Here is an 18,961-nt window from a genome sequence, read left to right on the forward strand (position 1 = left end):
GAAACCGAGCGGCCAGCGCGTTCGAAACCGTATCTAAGCCGATCACGGCCCGCGGATCGACATCAGCGTCCCGACTTATCGGCTGTCCATCGCCGAGATGAACACCGCGAGCACCGGGACGATCTCCAGCCGACCGATCCACATCAGGAACACCATCAGCAGCTTCGACGTGTCGGGGAAGAAGAGGTAGCTCCCGAACGGCCCGAGCCGGCCGAACCCCGGTCCGATGTTCCCGATCGTCGCGAGCGACGCGCTCGTCGACTCCAGCATCGTCAGCTGGGTCCCGATCCGCGCGGCGTCGAGCGACAGGAACACAGCCGAGACCGCGAACAGGATGACGTACAGGATCGTGAACGACATGATGCCGCGGATGGCGTCCTCGTCGACGACCCTCCCGCTGAGGCGGATCGGCTGCACGACGTCCGGGTGCGCCGAGGTGAACAGCTCCCGGCGGATCGCCTTCCCGACGATGAGCCACCGGACGACCTTGACGCCCCCACCGGTCGACCCGGCGGAGCCGCCGATGAACATCGCGAACATGAGCAGGATCTGCGCGTCGGTGTCCCACTGCGCGAAGTCGGCCGTGGCGTACCCGGTGGAGTTCAGCAGCGACCCGATCTGGAACGCGGCCTGTCGGAGCGAGTTCTCGGTGACGCCCTGCGTCGCACCGCCGAGTTCGATGGGGGGCGCCGCGCCGCGGAACAGCATCACCGCGAGGACGGCCGTCACGACCGCGACGGCGCCGGCGTACGCGCGGAACTCCGCGTTCTTCAGCATGATCTCCGCCTCGCCACGTAACACGTGCCAGAACAGCGCGAAGTTGACGCCGGCGATGAGCATGAACGGGATGACCACCCACTGGACGACGGCCGAGAACGCCGCGATGCTGTCGGCCTGCGGGGAGAAGCCGCCCGTCGGGAGGGTGGTGAACCCGTGGGCGATCGCGTTGAACAGGTCCATGTTCGGCGCCATCCCAGCGAGGTGGAGCCCGTACAGGATAACGATGTAGACGATAGTAAAGCCGAAGTAGATCAGCCAGAGGGCACGCGCCGTCTCCGCGATCTTCGGCGTGAGCTTCTGGAGCTCCGGCCCGGGCGCCTCCGACTCCATCAGCTGGGCGCCGTTGACCGCGACCTCGGGCAGGATGGCAATCATCAGGACGATGATCCCCATCCCGCCGAGCCACTGCGTGAGCTGGCGCCACATCAGCACGGCGTGTGAGTGCTGGTCCGTGCTGATCTCGCCGAGGACGGTCGCGCCCGTGGTGGTGAATCCGCTCATCGACTCGAAGAGAGCGTTGACGATCGACTCCGTGAACGCGCCGAACGACCCGGTCTGAAGCCCGACCGTCGACGCCGTGCCGTACCCGGCGAGCAGGTACGGGACGGTACCGATCGCCGCGGCCGCGAGCCAGGCGAGCGAGACGAACAGCAGCGCCTCGCGCGGCCCGAGGTCCGGGTCCGGGTCGACCCGCTCTACCGCGAGGCCGATCCCGGCGACGAGCGCCATCGAGACCAGGAACACCCAGATGTCCTCGCCGTACGCAACCGCCACGACCAGCGGCACCAGCATCGTGACGGCGAGGTACTTGATCCCGACCCCGAGAAGCCCCACGCTCGCCTTCCAGTTGACGCCCCAGGACATGTGTGTTCGATCGATATGGGAGTTGCCCGTTCGGTGTATTAAACTGTCGAAGGGGCGGCGACGGGAGGCGAAAACGGGGTCACGACGTCCAGAACGCCTTCGTGAACAGCACGAGCACGGGGATGATCTCGATCCGGCCGATCCACATCAGGACGATCATCACGGCGCGGGTGCTCATCGGGAACGACGCGAACGTCCCGTACGGGCCCGCCTCACCGAACGCGGGACCGATGTTGAGGAACGTTGTCGCGGCGGCGCCGAGCGCCTCGAACTCCGTCACGCGGAGCCCGGTTCGCTCCGCGTCGACGACGATCACGACGGTGAGCAGGAAGAATATCACGATGCTCAACAGGAGGTACGCGTAGATGTCGCGGATCGCTCCCTCGTCGACCGGCTTTCCCGAGATGCGGACCGGCCGCACCGCCTCCGGGTGGATCGCGGTGTAGAGGTTCCGGCGGAACGACTTCAGCGCGACCAGCCACCGCAGCGACTTGATCGAGCAGGTCGTCGACCCGACCATCCCGCCGATGAACATCCCCATGAACAGCATGTGCTTCGCCGCAGGGGCCCACAGCACGTAGTCGGTGCTGGCGTACCCCGTCGTCGTCACGATGGAGGCGACGTTGAACACGGCGTGCCGGACCGTCGCCTCCGCGCCGAACGTGACGCTGGGATCGAGGAACAACGCGAAGGCGACGATCGACGCGAGCGTCCCCATCGCGCCGAGGTAGAAGTGGAACTCCTCGTTCTTTAAGAGGCGCATCGGCTCGCCGTTGATGGCGAAGTAGATGAGGACGAAGCTCGTCGAGCCGATCACCATGAACGGGACGACCGCCCACTGGATGAGCGGGTGGAACGCCCCGACGGAGAGCGGCTCCGGCGAGAACCCGGCGGTCGCGACCGACGTGAACGCGTGCGCGACCGCGTTGTACAGGTCCATCTGCGGATCGACGGCGAGCCCGAGCAGGAAGTAGACGGCGACCGCGAGCCCGGTAAGCCCGAAGTAGATCCCCCAGATGAGCTGTGCGGTCCGAGAGATCTTCGGCGTGAGCTTGTTGACGTCCTGCGTCTGGGTCTCCGTCTCCATCAGCTGGGCCCCGCCGACCCCGATCTCGGAGAGCACGGCGGTCGCCAAGATGAGGATGCCGAGCCCGCCGAGCCACTGGATCACCTGTCGCCACATCAGGACCGAGCGCGAGTGGAGCGAGAAGTCGACGAGGACCGTCGCGCCCGTCGTCGTCAGCCCGCTCATCGCCTCGAACATCGCGTTCACCGGGTGCGCGACCGTCCCGACGCCCGCGACGACGAAGGGGATGGCGCCGACGGCGGCGACGAGGAACCAGATCAGCGCCACCGCGAGGAACGCCTCGCGGGGACCGAGGTCCTCCGCCGGGTCCTTCACCGACCGGAACGCCGCGCCGACGGCGAGCGAGACCGCGATCGCCGCGAGGAACGGCAGGGGCGATTCGCCGTAATAAATGGCGATCAGCAGCGGGAACGCGATCGGAATCGGGAGGGCGGTGAGGACGTCGCCGGTGAGTCCGACGCTCGCCCGCCAGCTGACCCGGATCCTGGATGTCACGGACCGGTCACGCCATCGAGGTGATCTCGCTCACGGAGTCGGAGTCGACGAGCAGGATCACGTGGTCGCCCGGCTGGAGAACGGTGTCCCCGCGGGGCGTTACGAGCTGGTGACCGCGGGTGATCGCCCCGATGACGAACCGGGCGTCGATCTCGGAGACCATCTCGGAGATCGGTCGCCCGACGAGCGCGCACCCCTCGGTGAGTTCGAGCTCGAGGACCTCCGCCTGGTCGTTTTCGAGGACGGCGATGTTCTCCGCGACGCTCTCGTAAGTGAATCGCGTGATCTCCTCGGCGGTCACCGTGCGGGGGTTGATCGCGATGTCGATGCCGATCTCCTCGAAGACGGTGACGTAATCGGGGCTGTCCACCACGGCGATCACGCGATCGACCCCGAGCCGCTTCGCGAGCACCGCGACGAGGAGGTTCTGCTCGTCCGACCCGAGCGCGGTGACGACGATGTCGGAGTCGTCGACGTTCTCCCGCGTGAGGAACTCCGCGTCCGTCGCGTCGTGTTCCATCACGACCGATTTCGGGAGCTGCTCGGCGAGCCACCGCGCGCGCTCTTGGTCTTTCTCTACAACGCGGGGACGCAGTTCGCGCTCCCCGAGGAGTCGGGCCGTCTGATAGCCGATCTCGCTGCCCCCGACGATGACGATGTCGTCGGCCTCGTCCGGTGTCGTCTCCGGCGCGACGTCGGTCGCGAACGCCTGCACGCTCTCCGGGCTCCCGATCACCACCGCGCGGTCGCCGGCCTCGATGCCGGTGTCGCCGCGTGGAATCGTCAACTCCCCGTCGCGGAACAGCCCCACGAACGTGAGCGACTCGAAGCGGTCGGCCTCGGAGACGGTCTGCCCGGCGACGGGGCTCCCCTCGGCGATCTCGAACTCGGCCATCTGCACCAGCCCGCTCGCGAACGGGTCGACGTCGATCGCCGCCGGCAGGCCGATGACGCGGACGATGTTCTCGGCGGTCAGCAGGTCCGTACACACCATGAAGTCGACGCCGAAGGCGCCCTCGTTCCCCTGCCACGTCCGGAGGAAGTCGGTGCTCTTCACGCGGGCGATCGTAAACCCGTCGCCGAGCGTCTTCGCGGTACCGCAGGCGACGAGGTTCGTCTGGTCGTTGTCGGTGCAGGCGATAACCATGTCCGCGCGGCCGACGTCCGCCGCCGTCTGGATCTCGGAGGAGGTCCCGTCCCCGGCGATGGTGAGGACGTCGATCTCGTACTTGAGCTGTTCCGCGCGGTCGGGGTCGACGTCCACGACGACGACCTCGTGGTCCGACGCGAGGCTTCCAGCGATGCTCGTCCCGACCTCGCCGGCCCCGATGACGACCACATGCATGGGCTCAACGAGTTACCGGACCCTCAAGTTCGTTACTATCGGGAGCCGAGGGGAGCGCCGCCGTGCGGGACGTCCGAGAGCCGCCACCGGCGCTCGGCCGGGCGCCTACGCCTCCCCGCCGAACGACGAGGGGTCCGTCCACTCGTTCCGCCCCGAGACGGTCCGCTGCGGGAACGGGATCGAGATGCCCTCCTCGTCGAACCGCGCCTTGACGGCCTTCACGTAGTCGGCGCGCGCCTTCACGAAGTCGGCCCGCGACGGATCGTCGATCCAGATCCGCGACTGCAGGCCGACGTACGAGTCGGCCAGTTCGGTCAGACGGACCGACGGCGCGGGGTCGTCTAAGATGGCCTCGCTCTTCTCGGCCTCCTCGACGATGATGTCGGTCGCCTGCTCGACGTCGTCCTCGTAGTCGATCCCGAAGACGAACTTCAGGCGCAGCGTCTTCTTCGCGACCGGGTTCTTCACCACGTCGCCGGTGAGCACGGCGTTCGGTACCGTGAGCAGTTCGTTGTCGAACGTGCGCACGCGGGTGACCCGGAAGGAGATGTCCTCGACGACGCCCGAGTTGTCCTGCCACTCGATCCAGTCGCCGATGCGGAACGGCCTGTCCGTGTAGATGAACACGCCGGCGACGAAGTTCTTGATCACGTCCTGCAGCGCGAAGCCGATCGCGAGCGTCGCCGCGGCGGCGATCGTCGCCAGCGATCGCAGGAACCCCTGATACCCCGCCGCGCCGAACGCGACCGTGACGCCCGCGAACAGCACGAGGAACGCGATGATCTTCTGCAGCGGCCGCCGCGCGTGCTCGTCGAGGCCCTGCCTGTCGAACACCCGCCGAACGAGCGGCGTGATGACCGCCTTATAAAGGACGTACGTCGCAGCGACGACCGCGACGAAGATGGCGGCGTCGATGACGAGACCGGTCAGCGGACCGAGGAACGGCTCCAGCGTCCCCGAGACGGCGACGACCCCGCCCGCGTCGCCCGCGGCGCTCATCAGTGGAGCACCGCCGTGTTCCCGCGGGTCTCGATCAGGTCGGCATTGACGGCGTCCGCGAGCTCCGCGGCGAGGTCGTCGGTCGTGGTCCCGCCTCGAGCCGCTCGGAGGAACTTCACCTTCACGAGCTTGGCGTCGTCGAGCTGGTCAGCCGTCTCGTCGACGACCGAGTCGATACCGTGTTTCCCGACCCAGACGGTGACGTCGAGGTCGTGCGCCTCCTTGCGAAGCTGTTGGTCGCTCATACACCGTGGAGTCGGTCGCGCGCATTGAAGCTTGAGGTTCGCGGACCGACCCACGAGCCCTGCCAGTCCCTATAAATGCCGCCGACGGTTCAGCGCTCGCGCTCGACGTCGCGCTCCGTCTCCACCCAGGCCCGGTGGTTCCGTTCGACGTACTCCGCGGCGTCTTCCGGCGTCTCCGTCTCCAGCAGCCGGTCGAGCTTCCGATCGAACTGCTCGTCGGTGAGGTCGCCCTCGGCGTACCGGGCCCGGAGCCGATCGAGCGCGTCCTGCACGGGCTCGGGCTCCTCCCCCACGCCGGCCTCGGCGGTCGACTCGCGCCTGCCGGCCTCGGATCGTTCGCGCCTACCGTCATCGACGCGCTCCGCCTCCTCGTCCTCGTCGAACAGCATCGAGACCACCGGTACGATCACGATGTAGCCGAACAGCATGAACGGGAGCCACCAGCCGAAATCGAGCAGCAGCGCCGCGAGCCACGTCCCCGTCACGACCGTCGCCGCGATACCGCTCGCGTTCCGTCTGAACCGCTCGCGCGTGGAGGAGTCCGCCATCGACGTAGCGGTCGGCGGCCGGAGACAAAGTCGTGTCGGCGGAGCGACCGCATCGCCTGCCGAAGTGAATTAGACTAGTCTAAACTTTTTCTTTGACCAGAAGTGTATTATATACTCCTGTTCTAAACGCCGGTATGCACACTGACGCGAACGGCCCGCCGTCCGTCTCTCGGCGCCGGTTCGCCGCGCTCGGCGGCGGCGCGCTCGCGGGAGGACTCGCGGGTTGCATCGGGAACGCGACCGACGCTGGCTCGACCGGACCGGGCGACGGGACCGGTGACGACGCCGACGGCTACACCGTCGTCGCCTCGTTTTTCACCTTCTACGACTTCGCCGACTCGCTCGCGGAGGGGACGGACGTCTCGGTCGAGAACCTGGTTCCGACCGGGCTGCACGGCCACGGCTGGGAGCCGGACCCCTCGATCCAGCGCCGGATCACCGACGCCGACGCCCTCGTCCACGTCGGCCCCGACTTCCAGCCGTGGGTCGACCGGGCGATCGACACGCTCGCGGCCGAGTCGACCGAGACCGAGCTCGTCAACGCTCGGGCGGGGGTCGACCTCATCGACCTCGCCGACTCGCTGACGGAGGACGAGGCGGTCGAGGGGGCGAAGGACCCGCACTTTTGGCTCGACCCGCGCCGCGCGAAGGAGGCGGTCGCGAACATCGCCGACGGGCTCGCCAGGGTCGACCCGGACCACGAGGCGGCGATCCGGGAGAACGCGACCGCCCTCGACGCGGAGCTCGACGCCCTCGACGAGGAGTGGCGGGCCGTCTTCGACGCGGCCGAGCGCGACGTGGCGTTCCTCGCCGCGCACAACGCCTTCGCGTACGTCTCCGAGCGGTACGGCGCGACGATCGAGCCGCTCGTCGTGAACCTCGCGGCCAGCAACGACGTCCGGCCGGCCGACATGCAGCGAGCGCAGGACACCATCGCCGAGCACGGCATCGAGCACATCGGCGCCGCCGTCTTCGAGCCGATCCGCCCGGCGCGCCAGCTGCTCGACCAGACCGACGTGACGGCCTACTACCCCGTGACGCCGTACGCCGGGACCGCGGAGTCGTGGGTCGAGCGGGGGTGGGGGTACTTCGACATCGCCCGGGAGGTGAACCTCCCGACGTTCCGGATCCTGCTCGGCGTCGACGACCCCGAGGACGTGACCTTCGCCGACTACGGGCGCAACTTCGAGCCATGAGCGGGTCACGGACCGGGGGCGACGACGGCCCCCTCGTCGAGGCCCGAGACCTGACGTTCGGCTACGCGGCGTCCCCGGTGGTCGAGGACGTGGACCTCCGGGTCGAGCGCGGCGAGTACGTCGGCATCGTCGGGCCGAACGGCTCGGGGAAGAGCACGCTGCTCCGGCTTCTCCTCGGGCTCCACGAGGCCGACGCGGGGTCGGCGGAGCTGCTCGGTCACCCCGCTCGGGCGTTCGCGGAGCGCGAGCGCGTCGGCTACGTCGCCCAGGACGTGACGGAGGACGAAAAGCGGATGCCGATCACCGTGGCCGAGGTCGTCCTGATGGGTCGGTTCCCGCACGCCGGGTTCGGCCGCGTGACCGCCGCGGACCGCGAGCACGCACGCGAGGCGCTCCGGACCGTCGGGATCGAACACCTCGCGGACCGGAAGATAACCGCGCTCTCCGGCGGCCAGCGCCAGCGGACCTACATCGCCCGGGCGCTCGCCGGCGAGGCGGAGCTGCTCGTCTTGGACGAGCCGACGGTCGGCGTCGACGCCGAGTCCGTCGACGCTTTCTTCGACCTCCTCGACGGGCTCGTCGCGGACGGGCTGACCGTCCTGCTGGTCGAACACGACATCGGCGCCGTCATCGAACACGCCTCGCGGGTCGTCTGCCTCAACCGCGAGGTGTACTTCGACGGCGACCCGGTCGCGTTCGCCGAGAGCGACGCGCTCGACCGCGCCTACGGGACGAACGTCCGCCGCGAGGAGGGAGGGATCGTCACGTGACGCCGGCTGCGCTTTCCGCCGTTCTCCTCTCCGTTCCCCTTGTGTCCGCCCCCTACGACCTCCTCGCCCGGCTCGTCGGGCTGTGGAGCGACGGGCTCGGGTGGGTCGGCGAGCGGTTGGGGATCGAGATGCTCGACTACGTGTTCATGCACCACGCGTTCCTCGTCGGCGCGCTCATCGCGGTGATGGCGCCGCTGATCGGCACCTTCCTCGTCCACCGCCAGCTGGCGCTGATCGGCGACGCGCTCGCGCACACCGCGTTCGCGGGCGTCGCCGTCGGACTCTTTGTCAACTCGCTGCTCGGAACCGGGATCTCCCCGTACGTCACGGCGATCGTCGTCGCCGTGATCGCCGCGCTGGCGATCGAGCTGATCTCGGAGACGACCGACGCGTACAACGACGTGTCGATGGCGATCGTGCTCTCGACCGGGTTTGCGCTCGGCGCGGTCCTCATCAGCCTGAACACCGGTGGGCTCGCGGTCGGCATCAACCAGTACCTGTTCGGGAACCTCTCGACCGTCTCCCGGGAGAACGCCGTCCTGCTGGTCGTCCTGTTCGCGGTCGTCGCGCTGGTCGTCACGGTGACGTACAAACAGCTGCTGTACGTGACCTTCGACGAGACCGCCGCCCGGGTCGCCGGCGTCAACGTCCCGTGGTACAACCGGCTGATGACGACGCTGACCGCCCTCGTCGTCGTGGGCGCGATGCAGATCATGGGCGTCATCCTGGTCGCGGCCATGCTCGTCGTCCCGGTCGCGGCGGCGGCCCAGCTCGCCCGCGGGTTCCGCGAGGCGCTGCTCGCGTCCGTCGTGCTCGCGCAGATCGCCGTGCTCGCGGGGATCACGCTATCGTTCCACTACAACACAACCGCCGGCGGCACCATCGTTCTCGTCGCCGTCGCGGTGTACATCGCGTCGGTGCTCGCCGGGAAGGCGCAGTCGCGACGGGCCGGTGAGGAGCCGCTCCCGACCCCGGAGGACTAGTCCGCTCGCCCGCCGGTCGATTCGCGGAGCCCGCCGTCGAGGCCGAGGCCGACCCGGTCCCCGTAGCGGTCCCAGACGACCACCAGCGAGGGGACGAGCAGGATCGAGCAGAGGTACGCGTACAGCACGCCGAGCGCGAGCAACACGCCGAAGTCGCGGAGCAGCGGGATCACCGCGAGCCACAGGACGCCGAGCCCGCAGACGGTCGTGAGCATGCTCCCGGTGAGCGCGCCCCCGGTGCCGGCGATGGTGATGTCCAGCGCCTCGTCGACGGGGGACCCCGCCTTGTACTCGTCGACGAACCGGTGGACGAAGTGGACGGTGTAGTCCACCCCGAGCCCGATCGACACCGAGAGGATCGGGGCGTTGATCGGCGTCAGCGGTATCGAGAACAGCCGCATCGAGCCCACGAGCAGCCCGACCGTGACGAGCACGGGCACCAGATTGAGCAGGCCGTAGACCGCCTTCCCCTCCAGGTAGGCGTACGACAGCGCGAGGAAGACCGCCGTGAGCCCGAACGCGGCGAAGAGGCTCCGGATCGCGGACTCCGTGAGCCGGTCGATCACCGCCTCGTTGACGACGAGTTCGCCGGTCGGGACCGTCTGTAGGGGCGTGCGCTCCGAGAGCTCGCGGACGTCGGCGACCGCCTCGGAGTTGTCGACGCCCGGCTGGATAGTGTAGTCGATCCGCGCGCTCCCGCGGTCGTCGGCGAGGTAGCCGCGGGCCTGTCCCTCGGCCGGCGAGTCGAGCAGGGCGTCGTACACCTCGTCGACGTTGCGGTCGGGCACGCCCGTTCCGAGCCGGTCGTTGCGGTCGACGACGTCGGCGAACTCGGGGTCCCTCGCGGCCTGGTCCTCGATGACGGTGACGACGCTGGTCGATGCCGCCCGCCGCTCGTCGGTCGTCTCGAAGGTGTCGGGCGGGTTGCGCGTGGTCCGGTCGATCAGCTCCAAGGCGTCGTCGTCTCTCACCGACTGGTCGACGTACAGCGTCACGCTCCCGACGAAGTCCTGCTCGAACTCCTCCTCGAACAGCGTGAGCACCTGCAGGAACGTGTACTCGGTCGGCGCGAACGGCTCCGGGAGGTTCGAGTACGTCTCCAGCCGGTCCTCGTCCGGGAAGAACGCCTCCTCGGAGAACTCCGTGTTCACTCCGGTGCCGTACGCGCCCCCGGCCGCGCCGCCGAGGAGCAGCACGACGACGACGGCGACCGGCGCGACCGTCGAGAGGTCGACGCCGACGCGGAGGACGCGACCGAGCCGCGACCCGCCGGTCCCGAGCGCGGTCGTCCCGAACTCCGGGATCGGGAGCCGCTCGCGCCAGCGGTCCACCAGCACCTTCGCGGCGGGCAGGAAGACCCCGAAGACCGCGAGCGTGAACACGATCCCCGCGGCGGCGACGAGCCCGAAGTCGCGGTTGGGCTCGAAGGGGCTCACCACGTTCGAGGCGAGCCCGAAGACGGTGGTGATCGTCACGAGCAGGAAGGCGATGAGCAGCTGGTCGGTCGTCGTCCGCATCGCGTCTTCGATCCCCAGCCCCTCGCTCCGCTCCTCCCGGTACCGGTTGACGATGTGGATCCCGAAGTCGATCCCGACCGCGAGCAGCAACGGGAAGACGGTGATGAGGGAGTCGGAGAAGGGTATCCCCGCGTACCCCATGAACCCGAACGTCCACAGAAGCGCCATCAGGAGCGCCGCGAGGCCGATCCCCATGTCGATCGGGTCGCGGTACGCGAACACCAGGAACCCCAAGATCAACAGCAGCGCCGCGGGAAACACGATGATCGCGGTGTCGGTGAGCAGCGCGGTGATCTCCGACTGGAGCACGCCGTCGCCGAACAGGATGGCGTTGTCGCCGGCCTCGTTGCCGGGCACCGAGTCGACGACCTCGACGCTGCGCGTCTGCAGCTCCGTCACCCGAGCGGTCGTCGCCGCGTCAGGCACGTCGTACGTGATCCCGACGATCGACGCGTCGGCGGTCTGCGCGGTCGGGTTGTAGTCGACCGACACCTGCGACTCGACCGCGCCAGACGCGTCGGCGTCGTCGATGGCCGCCCGCAGCTCCCGCGGGGTCGCGTCGGCGACCGCGTCCCGCCGCTGGGCCGCCGTCTCCGCGCTCGGGTCGAGCTGGCGCGCGATCGCGTCCGCGTGGCTCGACGTCGAGCTCACCCTGAGCGTCGACCGCGACTCCAGTCGGTCTTGGGTCTCTAAGATCCGGATCAGCGTCGACCGAGAGAGCACGTTGTCATCGGTGACGATCAGCTGTGCGGCGGTGGCCGACCCGCCGATCGACGTCTCGAACTCCTCGTCGATGTCGTCGAGGGCCTGTTGGGCCGGGATGTCCTGCGTGAACTGGTCGGCGCCGGCGCTCGTCTCGATCCCGCCGACCCCGCCGACGGCGACGACGCTGATGAGTAGGAAGACGGCGATCACCGCGGCCGGCCGCTCGGTGACGAACTCGTCGACGCGCTCGACGAGCCGATCAGCGGCGGTCACGGTCGCCTCCGGGCGTCGCGTCGGCCGCCGGTCGGCAGCGGACGCCCCTCGTGTGGCCGTTCGGAAATGCGGTCCGTCATCCGGTTACCGCCGCCGGTACCAGACGACCGCGCCCGCGGCGGCGACCACGACGAGCAGGGCGACGGCGAGCGTCGCGATCGGGAGCCCGCCGTCGTCGGTGGACTCGGTCACCTCGATCGGGAACTGGGTCACGTCCGAGATCCGGTCGTTGCCCCGCTCGTCGTTGTACCGGAAGTCGAGCTCGATCGGGTGGGTCTCGACGCTGGCGTCGGACGCGGCCGACACCTCGAACCAGATCTCCGTCGACTCGCCCGGTTCGAGCTCGTCGACGAACGCCTCGTCGTTGGGGGCCGACAGCGGGCTGTCGGCGTACAGTCCCGCGTTGATCGACGAAAGCGTCTCCGGCCGCTGGTTGGTGATCTCGAAGGAGACCCGCCGCGTCTCGCCCGCCGGTACCGTCGTGTTGTCGGCGGCGAGGTCGAACTCGGGCTGGCGCGGCGCGACCTCGATCCGCCTGGTCTCGTCGACCGCGATCGTCGAGTCGCCGCTCTCGTACTCGGTCGTGAACCGGAACTGCCGCGGTCCGGGGTCGGCGTTGCCGTTCACGTCCGCGTCGAAGGAGAACTCGACCGACTCGCCGGCCGGGATATCGGGGAGCGCATACCGGCTCTCACCGAGGCTCACGCGCTGGCTCTGCGGGTCCGCGACCAGCACCGCGTCGTCAACGTCGAGGGGCCCCTCGTTCGTGAGGGTCCCGGAGACGGTCCCCGAGTAGCCGACTTCGAGGGTGCCCTCGACGTCCTCGACCGAGAACGACTGCTCGGGCGCCGGCACGACGCCCGCCCGCGAGGAGGGCGCGGTCTCCTCGATCCCGTCGCGGTCGCGGTAGTCGACGGTCGAGACGAACGCGTACGCCCCGCTGCCGAAGTCGGGCGAGACGGTCGAGTCGAACGTCACGGTCCGGTTCTCGCCGGGCTCCCAGTTCCCGACGAACGCCTCGCCGCTGCCGTCGCCGCCGATCACGGCGCCGCTCCCGGTCGTGCTCCCGGTGACGACCGCGTCGCGGGCGACCTCGTCGCCGACGTTCCGGAGGGTCGCGGTCACGTCGCCGCTCCCGCCGACCTGCGCGTCGGTCTCGGTGTCGAGGATCGCGAACCGCGCGCCGTCGTCGACGACGATCGTGACGTCGAAATCGTCGCTCGCAGGGCGGTCCTTGTGATTGTTGAGACTGGACGATGGGTTAATCTCGGAGGTGTACCGGTAGTCGGCCGTAACCTCAATATCGTACGAACCGTCGGGCACATCGTCGGGGACCGTGACATCGAGCGAGACGGGCATCGGCCCGCCCCGCGTCGAAACGTCGCCCACCGCCGTCTCGCCACTTTCGACCTCAATAGGTACGTCATCGGCGTCGGCTTTCAGTGTCAGTCCGCGAGCCGTCGTCACGCGCTCGTCGAGTTCCTTGCCGAAGTCCATCTCGCCCGTGTTGAGGATCTCGATCTTCACCGACTGCCGACTTCCGCTGGCGACCGTCGGCTGTGAGACGTACACGTCGAGGTCGGGCTCTCCCCGAACCAACCCGCTTCCCGAGCCGTCAGACTGTGCGACAGCGTCGCCGCCGGCCACATCGCCCCCGACCAGCGCCGCCTGTCCGCCGTCGAGCGCGCCGCCTGTCGCGGGCGCGGCAGCTCCGGAGAGCGCGACAGCGGCGACGAGCGCTCCGGCCGCGACGAACGCGAGGACCAGCGTGCCGATCCGCGCGGCCCGGCTCATCTCCGCCCTCCGACCGCCGGTCCGCTGCCCGCGGCGCCGCGGGACCTAGCAGACCGCTCACCGACCGCATCGAATCGAGTCATACACTCGTGTCGAACGCTCGCAACATAAGTATGTTGAATGAACGTTCAATCAAGATCGATATATACTCGGCGCCGGTAGGGAGAGCATGAAAGACCCGTTCGCGGAGCCGGCCGACACCCGTCAGGCCATCCTCGGCGCGGCGTTTCGCGCGCTCTGCGAACACGGGTACGCCGACCTCACGATCAGCCGGATCGGCGAGGAGTTCGACAAGAGCCCCTCGCTCGTCTACCACCACTACGACGGGAAAGACGAGCTGTTAGTCGACTTGCTCGAGTTCCTCCTCGACGGCTTCGAGGCGTCCGTCTCGGAGGGCGCGTTCGACATGACGCCGCGCGAGCGACTCGACAGCTACCTCGCGGCGACTACCGACCCCGACTCGCTCCCCGGCGAGTACGGCCCCGACGAGCGGTTCGTGACCGCCATCGTCGAACTCCGCGCACAGGCCGCGACCGACGACGCCTACCGCGACCACTTCGACCGCAGCGACCGAGTGTTCGGCTCGTTCCTCGAACGCGCGGTCCGCGAGGCGGCGGCCGAGGAGCGGGATGGAAGTGTAGAAACCCAGAACGACGCCGAGACGTCCGCTCCCGACGACGCGGTCTCGCCCGTCGAAGTCGCATCGACGCTCCAGACGCTGGCGACCGGTGGCATGTTACGGTGGGCGACGACGACCGACCGCGAGTGGACCGGTCACACGCGTCGAGGGGTGCGTCGGTATCTGGAGATGGTGCTTCCGACGGTCGATCCTGACGCCTGAGCGGAACCGGGCGACGTCGATCGGGTCGGCGGATAGCGGTCAGCGTTCGGACGGACCGTGGTCAGCGTTCGGTGACGCCGTCGGCGTCCATCCGCGACACCTCCTCTTCGAGCCACTCGCGAAGCCATTTCACGCGCTTGATGCGCTGGTGGGCGATGCTCTCGGCGGTGTCGGAGACGACGCGTTCGGTGTGGTCGTGAGCACGCTGGAGCACCCGCTCGACCATCTTCGCGGCGTCCATGTGGGTCCGCGACTCGTAGCCCATCCGGAGCAGCATCAACACGGCGCCGTTCGCGCCGACCTTGTCGAGCACGTCGGCCTCGATCAGACACCGGCTCTCCAGGGACACGTTCGCGAGGTCGCCCGTGTACGAGTGGTCGACGACCGCGCCGCACACCTCCTCGATGAACGACTCCGGGTAGTTGCCGCGGCTCTGTAAGTACTCGCGGGCGACGCGCGCGCCGGCCTCGGCGTGGACGTCCTGTTCGGCCTCCAACTTCGCCACGTCGTGGAACACCGCGGCCACGCGGACGACGTCCACGTCGGCGCCCTCCTTCTCGGCGATGTCGGCCGCGAGGTCGACGACGTTGAGAATGTGGTTGAACCGGTAGTCCGCCGAGTGCCACGGGTACCAGCGCATCCGGCCGCCGTCCTCCTCGCTCTCGACGCTGGCAGCGAGGTAATCCCTCACAAACCCCTTCATCTCCTCGAAGTCCTCGTCGCTCACCTCCGTTTCCTTAATCTCGACGCCCACGGGAACCACCTCGGGCAAAAAGCTCGTCGTTCATTACCGTAACCGAGGAGCGTTTCGTTCTTAGTCGTTACGACGGGCTTATCGGCCGACGTTCGTCGGGATCGGTCGCGGATTTCGTCAGTCTCGCGGGGGTCGATCGGAGTCTGGCCTCGTCGATAGAAGCTGGCCTCACCGGTCGAGTCTTGTCTCACCGGTCGAAATCGACTTCGACGACGTTCTCGCTCACGTGGAGATACGTGATCGGGTTCTGTCCCGAGCCGCCGGTGATCCGGATCTCCTGTCCCTTGAGGCTCTCGTCGTACTCGACCTTCGCGTTGCCCTTCGTCGAGAGTGAGTTCGTAATGAACGCGCCCCTGAGGGTCGGATTCCCGTTGGTCTCCACGTCCGCGTTCGGCGCGTAGACGACCCCCTCGAGGGTCGGGCTCCCGTCGCCCCCGCTCCCGTCGAGGAACCCCTCGTTGACGTAGAACACGTTCCGGCTAGCGGAGTCGACGCTGACCGTCGGGTCGCCCTGCATGTCGAGCGAGCCGTTGATGTAGTAGGTGACGTTGTTGGTCCCGTCTTCGACGGTGACGTCGTTTTCCCCGATGTCGAAGTCGCCGTCGACCGCGACGACGACGTCTCCGTCGGTGGTGTTGAACGTGAGGTCGCCGGTGACGTCGGCGTCGCCGCCGAAGTAGTACACGCCGGAGCCGACCGCCCCGGACCCGGTGGTCTCGCACCCGTCGAACCCGCTCGCGACGACGCAGGACTCCGTGCCGTTGTCGTTGTCGCCTTCGGCCGCGGCGATCTGGTCGGCGATCAGCGACTCCGGCGACGGGAAGCGCTCCCCCTCGACGTAGTCGCCCTCACTCAGCTCGTTCTCCTTTTTCCCGGAGTGGGAGTAGCCGTCCGTTTTGCTGACGGCCAGCGTCCTGTCGAAACTCACCTCCTCGGGCACCACCAGTCGGGCGGTCGTCGTCCGGTTCGCGTCGTCCTTCGTCACGGTGCCGTCGGCCCGCTGGGTGAAGAAGTCGTACCACCCCTCGTAGTACTCGCTTTGGACCTCGACGACGACGGTCCCGTTCCGGAGGGGGTTCTCGGTCTCCGTGACTCCGTCGGGACCGCCCTCGGTCCGCCGGACGACGCCGGTGCCGCTCGCGGGCGACGACTCCGTCCCGGTTAGCCGAACGATGGGGAAGGTGAGCGTCTCCCCGCGGTAGTGGTACTCCGGCGGCGAGATCATCCGCCCGCGGCCGCCCTCCGTCGCCCAGACGCCCCCGCCCTGCATCGCGACGGTGCGCCGGTCGCCGACGTACTCCAGCGTCCCGATCGACCCGTTGTACGTGGTGGTGGTTTCGGTCTCGTTCTCGATGCGTACCTCGACGCGCCCCGCGCTTTCGTCGAGGCGGAGCTCCCCGCCGTCGACGGATCCGAGGTCGAACTGACGCGCGTCCGTCTCGCCGAGCGCGACGAGACTCGACTGCGAGCTGAGCTGTGACATCCCGTTCTCCACGCTCGCCGAGCGGGCTTCATCGGTGACCAACCCGAGCGCGGCGCTCCCGGTCGCCACGGTCACCCCAACGGCGCCGATCGTGATCGCCAACAGGAGCACGACGCCGATCACCTCGCTCTGGCCGCGCTCGCTGTGGCTCATACGGCGGAGTTCAGCGCCGAGCTATTTAACATCCCACCGCCGACAATCAGCGTTGATACCAGGGAGCAGGCGCGGCGGCCCCGATGCGGTGCTCGACTCGGCGCGGTCAGAGCGCGGGATTCGGATTGCGGCGACGAATCGAGACGCTCGCGACGACGAGGCGCTTAAGGTCGGGGGGTGACGACCGGAACGTATGTGGCGGCCTTGGGGGAGCGACGAGAAGGCGCGGTTCCAGCGCGCCGCAGGGGTGAACGTCCTCGGCAACGCGGTGAAAATCGCCGTCGAGGGGTCGGTCGGAGTCTACTTCGGGAGCGTCGCGCTGGTGGCCGACGCCGCCCACTCCGTCGCGGATCTGGTCGCGAGCGCCGTCGTGTTCATCTGGGGCGGGTCACGGTACGACGCCGCCGACGAGACCCACCCCCACGGCCACCAGCGGATCGAGCCGCTGACCGCGCTGCTCGTCGGCGCGACGATCGTCATTCTCGGGCTCCTACTGCTACGCGAGTCGATCCGCGGCGTGATCGGCGCCCACAGCCCGCCGCGTCAGAGCCTCCTCCTCATCGGCGCCCTGCTGTTCGCGATGGCCGACATGTACCTGCTGTACTGGTACACGGAGCGGGTGAACGCCGACCTCGGCTCGACCGCGCTGGACGCCCTCGCCGTGGACTGTCTCAACGACATCTACACTACGATCGCCGCCTTGGTCGGCATCTTCGGCGTGTTCCTGAACGTCCCGATCCTCGACCCGGTCGCCGGGGCGCTCGTCAGCGTCCTCGTCGTCTATCAGGGGGTCGAGATCGGCCGCGAGAACGTCACCTACCTCGTGGGGGCGGCGCCCCCCGCCGCCGACCGCAAGCGCGTCACCGCCGCGCTCCGCGAGAACCCCGCCGTCGAGGGCGTCCACGACCTGACGGTGTACTACGACGGCACCGACCTCGAGGTCGAGGTCCACGTCGAGGTCGACGGCGAACTGACGCTCCGGGAGGCCCACGACATCGAGACGGAACTGGTCACGGGGCTCCGCAACCTGGAAGACGTCGGCGACGTCCACGTCCACCTCGACCCCTCGGGCGTCGGCGAGTGGAAGGACGCCCCGGACGCCGTCGACGGCGGACACGAGGCCGGCGTCGAAGAGCCCTAACGGCCCGTTTCGTGCCGCTTCGCCTCGCCGGGGCGTGCGGGTTAACCGGTCGGCGCCCGTACCGATCCCATGCTCGAACGGCGCTGGTTGGAGATGACGTGGCGCGACGGGCTGTTCTGTCACTGGCCGGTCGATCCCGCCGTCGTGGCCGAGACGCTCCCCGACGGGCTCTCGGTCGCGACCTACGAGGGCGACGCCTACCTGAGCGTGGTCGCCTTCGTGATGGACGACATCCGCCCGCGTGGGACGCCCATCGGGCTCTCGTTCCCGGAGCTCAACCTCCGGACCTACGTCGAGGGCCCTAACGGGCCGGGCGTGTACTTCTACAACCTCGACGCCGACGACCGGATCGGCGTCTCGGTCGCGCGAAGGCTGTTCGCGCTCCCGTACTACCGCGCGGAGATGGACGTCTCGCGTCCCGTGACCGCCGATCGGTCGGGCGACGGGGGCGATTCTGTTCGGTTCGTCAGCCGCCGAACCCACCCCGGCGTCCCGCACGCGCGGTTCGACGCGACCTACGAGCCGACCGGCGAGGCGTTCGCCGCCGAGCCCGGGTCGCTCGACGCCTTCCTGGTGGAGAACTACCGGTTTTACGCGGCCGGTAAACGGCTGTACCGCGGAGAGATCGCTCACGAGCCGTGGACGCTTCGGGAGGCCGCGACCGAGGTGCGGGAGAACACGCTGTTCGAGGCGAACGGCTTCGATCGGCCCGACGGCGACCCGATCGTCCGGTACGCGGAACCGATCGACGTGGGCGCGGACCGGATTCGATCGGCCCGATAAACCTCGTCGTCAGCGGGCGTACTCCCGCGCGAAGCGGCCGGTCGCTGAAGTCCCTCGATCGAAAGCGGGAACGGATATGTCTGGTTGGTTGAGTGGTTGTGTATACATAATCGAGCGGCGTTGCTGTCGGCTATTTACGGAGGTGCGAGGAGAAAGCCCCGCCGTTCACGGCGGGGATGAATCCGACAACCCCTCTACGAACTAC

16 protein-coding genes are annotated in these 18,961 nt (G+C 68.6%); 6 read left to right on the top strand and 10 right to left on the bottom strand.

Going from position 1 to position 18,961, the window contains the following annotated elements; translation table 11 throughout:
• Window positions 1-75 precede the first annotated feature (75 nt).
• The 6 genes from C468_RS16940 to C468_RS16965 all read right to left on the bottom strand — a co-directional run bounded on the left by C468_RS16940 (window position 76) and on the right by C468_RS16965 (window position 6,363).
• A complete protein-coding gene (locus C468_RS16940) occupies window positions 76-1,644 on the bottom strand; it encodes a TrkH family potassium uptake protein (RefSeq protein ID WP_008850136.1) in 1,569 nt (522 codons plus the stop codon).
• 79 nt (window positions 1,645-1,723) lie between these two features.
• The gene (locus tag C468_RS16945; RefSeq protein ID WP_008850137.1) at window positions 1,724-3,226 is read right to left on the bottom strand and encodes a TrkH family potassium uptake protein; all 1,503 of its coding nucleotides are present in this window, start codon (window positions 3,224-3,226) and stop codon (window positions 1,724-1,726) included.
• Between the two features lie 7 nt (window positions 3,227-3,233).
• Window positions 3,234-4,571 carry a Trk system potassium transporter TrkA gene (gene trkA / locus C468_RS16950; RefSeq protein ID WP_049912337.1) on the bottom strand — a complete coding sequence of 446 codons (1,338 nt, stop codon included), beginning with the start codon at window positions 4,569-4,571 and terminating at the stop codon, window positions 3,234-3,236.
• Between the two features lie 105 nt (window positions 4,572-4,676).
• Window positions 4,677-5,570 carry a mechanosensitive ion channel family protein gene (locus tag C468_RS16955; RefSeq protein WP_008850139.1) on the bottom strand — a complete coding sequence of 298 codons (894 nt, stop codon included), beginning with the start codon at window positions 5,568-5,570 and terminating at the stop codon, window positions 4,677-4,679.
• A complete protein-coding gene (locus C468_RS16960) occupies window positions 5,570-5,815 on the bottom strand; it encodes a YhbY family RNA-binding protein (protein WP_008850140.1) in 246 nt (81 codons plus the stop codon). Before C468_RS16960 ends, C468_RS16955 begins: the two co-directional genes overlap by 1 nt.
• Before the next feature lie 89 nt (window positions 5,816-5,904).
• Window positions 5,905-6,363, bottom strand: a complete 459-nt coding sequence (locus C468_RS16965; protein ID WP_008850141.1) for an SHOCT domain-containing protein — start codon at window positions 6,361-6,363, stop codon at window positions 5,905-5,907.
• A gap of 134 nt (window positions 6,364-6,497) precedes the next feature.
• Here C468_RS16965 and C468_RS16970 point away from each other — a divergent pair, with 134 nt between their 5' ends.
• From C468_RS16970 to C468_RS16980, 3 genes are read left to right on the top strand one after another with little or no spacing between them, the layout of a single operon-like run.
• On the top strand, window positions 6,498-7,559 hold the full coding sequence (locus C468_RS16970) for a metal ABC transporter substrate-binding protein (RefSeq protein WP_008850142.1): 1,062 nt from the start codon (window positions 6,498-6,500) through the stop codon (window positions 7,557-7,559).
• A complete protein-coding gene (locus tag C468_RS16975) occupies window positions 7,556-8,329 on the top strand; it encodes a metal ABC transporter ATP-binding protein (protein ID WP_008850143.1) in 774 nt (257 codons plus the stop codon). The genes C468_RS16970 and C468_RS16975 overlap by 4 nt, the downstream gene beginning before the upstream one ends.
• A complete protein-coding gene (locus C468_RS16980) occupies window positions 8,326-9,312 on the top strand; it encodes a metal ABC transporter permease (RefSeq protein WP_049912339.1) in 987 nt (328 codons plus the stop codon). Before C468_RS16975 ends, C468_RS16980 begins: the two co-directional genes overlap by 4 nt.
• Here the strand turns inward: C468_RS16980 and C468_RS16985 are convergent.
• Window positions 9,309-11,807 carry an efflux RND transporter permease subunit gene (locus tag C468_RS16985; RefSeq protein WP_008850145.1) on the bottom strand — a complete coding sequence of 833 codons (2,499 nt, stop codon included), beginning with the start codon at window positions 11,805-11,807 and terminating at the stop codon, window positions 9,309-9,311. The genes C468_RS16980 and C468_RS16985 overlap by 4 nt on opposite strands.
• An 84-nt stretch (window positions 11,808-11,891) precedes the next feature.
• Window positions 11,892-13,601 (bottom strand): COG1361 S-layer family protein, encoded by a 1,710-nt coding sequence (locus tag C468_RS16990; protein ID WP_008850146.1) that lies wholly within the window; start codon window positions 13,599-13,601, stop codon window positions 11,892-11,894.
• 169 nt (window positions 13,602-13,770) lie between these two features.
• Here C468_RS16990 and C468_RS16995 point away from each other — a divergent pair, with 169 nt between their 5' ends.
• Window positions 13,771-14,442: a TetR/AcrR family transcriptional regulator gene (locus C468_RS16995; protein WP_008850147.1), complete on the top strand. Its 672-nt coding sequence runs from the start codon at window positions 13,771-13,773 to the stop codon at window positions 14,440-14,442.
• A 61-nt stretch (window positions 14,443-14,503) separates the two neighbouring features.
• Here C468_RS16995 and C468_RS17000 read toward each other — a convergent pair whose 3' ends face one another.
• Together C468_RS17000 and C468_RS17005 are read right to left on the bottom strand one after the other, a co-directional pair.
• Complete coding sequence (locus C468_RS17000; RefSeq protein ID WP_008850148.1) at window positions 14,504-15,205, bottom strand: HD domain-containing protein; 702 nt, start codon at window positions 15,203-15,205, stop codon at window positions 14,504-14,506.
• Between the two features lie 178 nt (window positions 15,206-15,383).
• Window positions 15,384-16,832: a DUF7289 family protein gene (locus C468_RS17005; RefSeq protein WP_008850149.1), complete on the bottom strand. Its 1,449-nt coding sequence runs from the start codon at window positions 16,830-16,832 to the stop codon at window positions 15,384-15,386.
• 193 nt (window positions 16,833-17,025) lie between these two features.
• On the opposite strand from C468_RS17005, the gene C468_RS17010 reads away from it, so the two are divergent.
• Both C468_RS17010 and C468_RS17015 read left to right on the top strand, forming a co-directional pair.
• Window positions 17,026-17,973, top strand: a complete 948-nt coding sequence (locus C468_RS17010; RefSeq protein ID WP_008850150.1) for a cation diffusion facilitator family transporter — start codon at window positions 17,026-17,028, stop codon at window positions 17,971-17,973.
• A gap of 69 nt (window positions 17,974-18,042) precedes the next feature.
• On the top strand, window positions 18,043-18,756 hold the full coding sequence (locus tag C468_RS17015; protein WP_008850151.1) for a YqjF family protein: 714 nt from the start codon (window positions 18,043-18,045) through the stop codon (window positions 18,754-18,756).
• The last annotated feature ends 205 nt before the right edge of the window (window positions 18,757-18,961 follow it).

Origin of the sequence: Halorubrum kocurii JCM 14978, from assembly GCF_000337355.1 — an archaeon.
GTDB lineage: Archaea > Halobacteriota > Halobacteria > Halobacteriales > Haloferacaceae > Halorubrum > Halorubrum kocurii.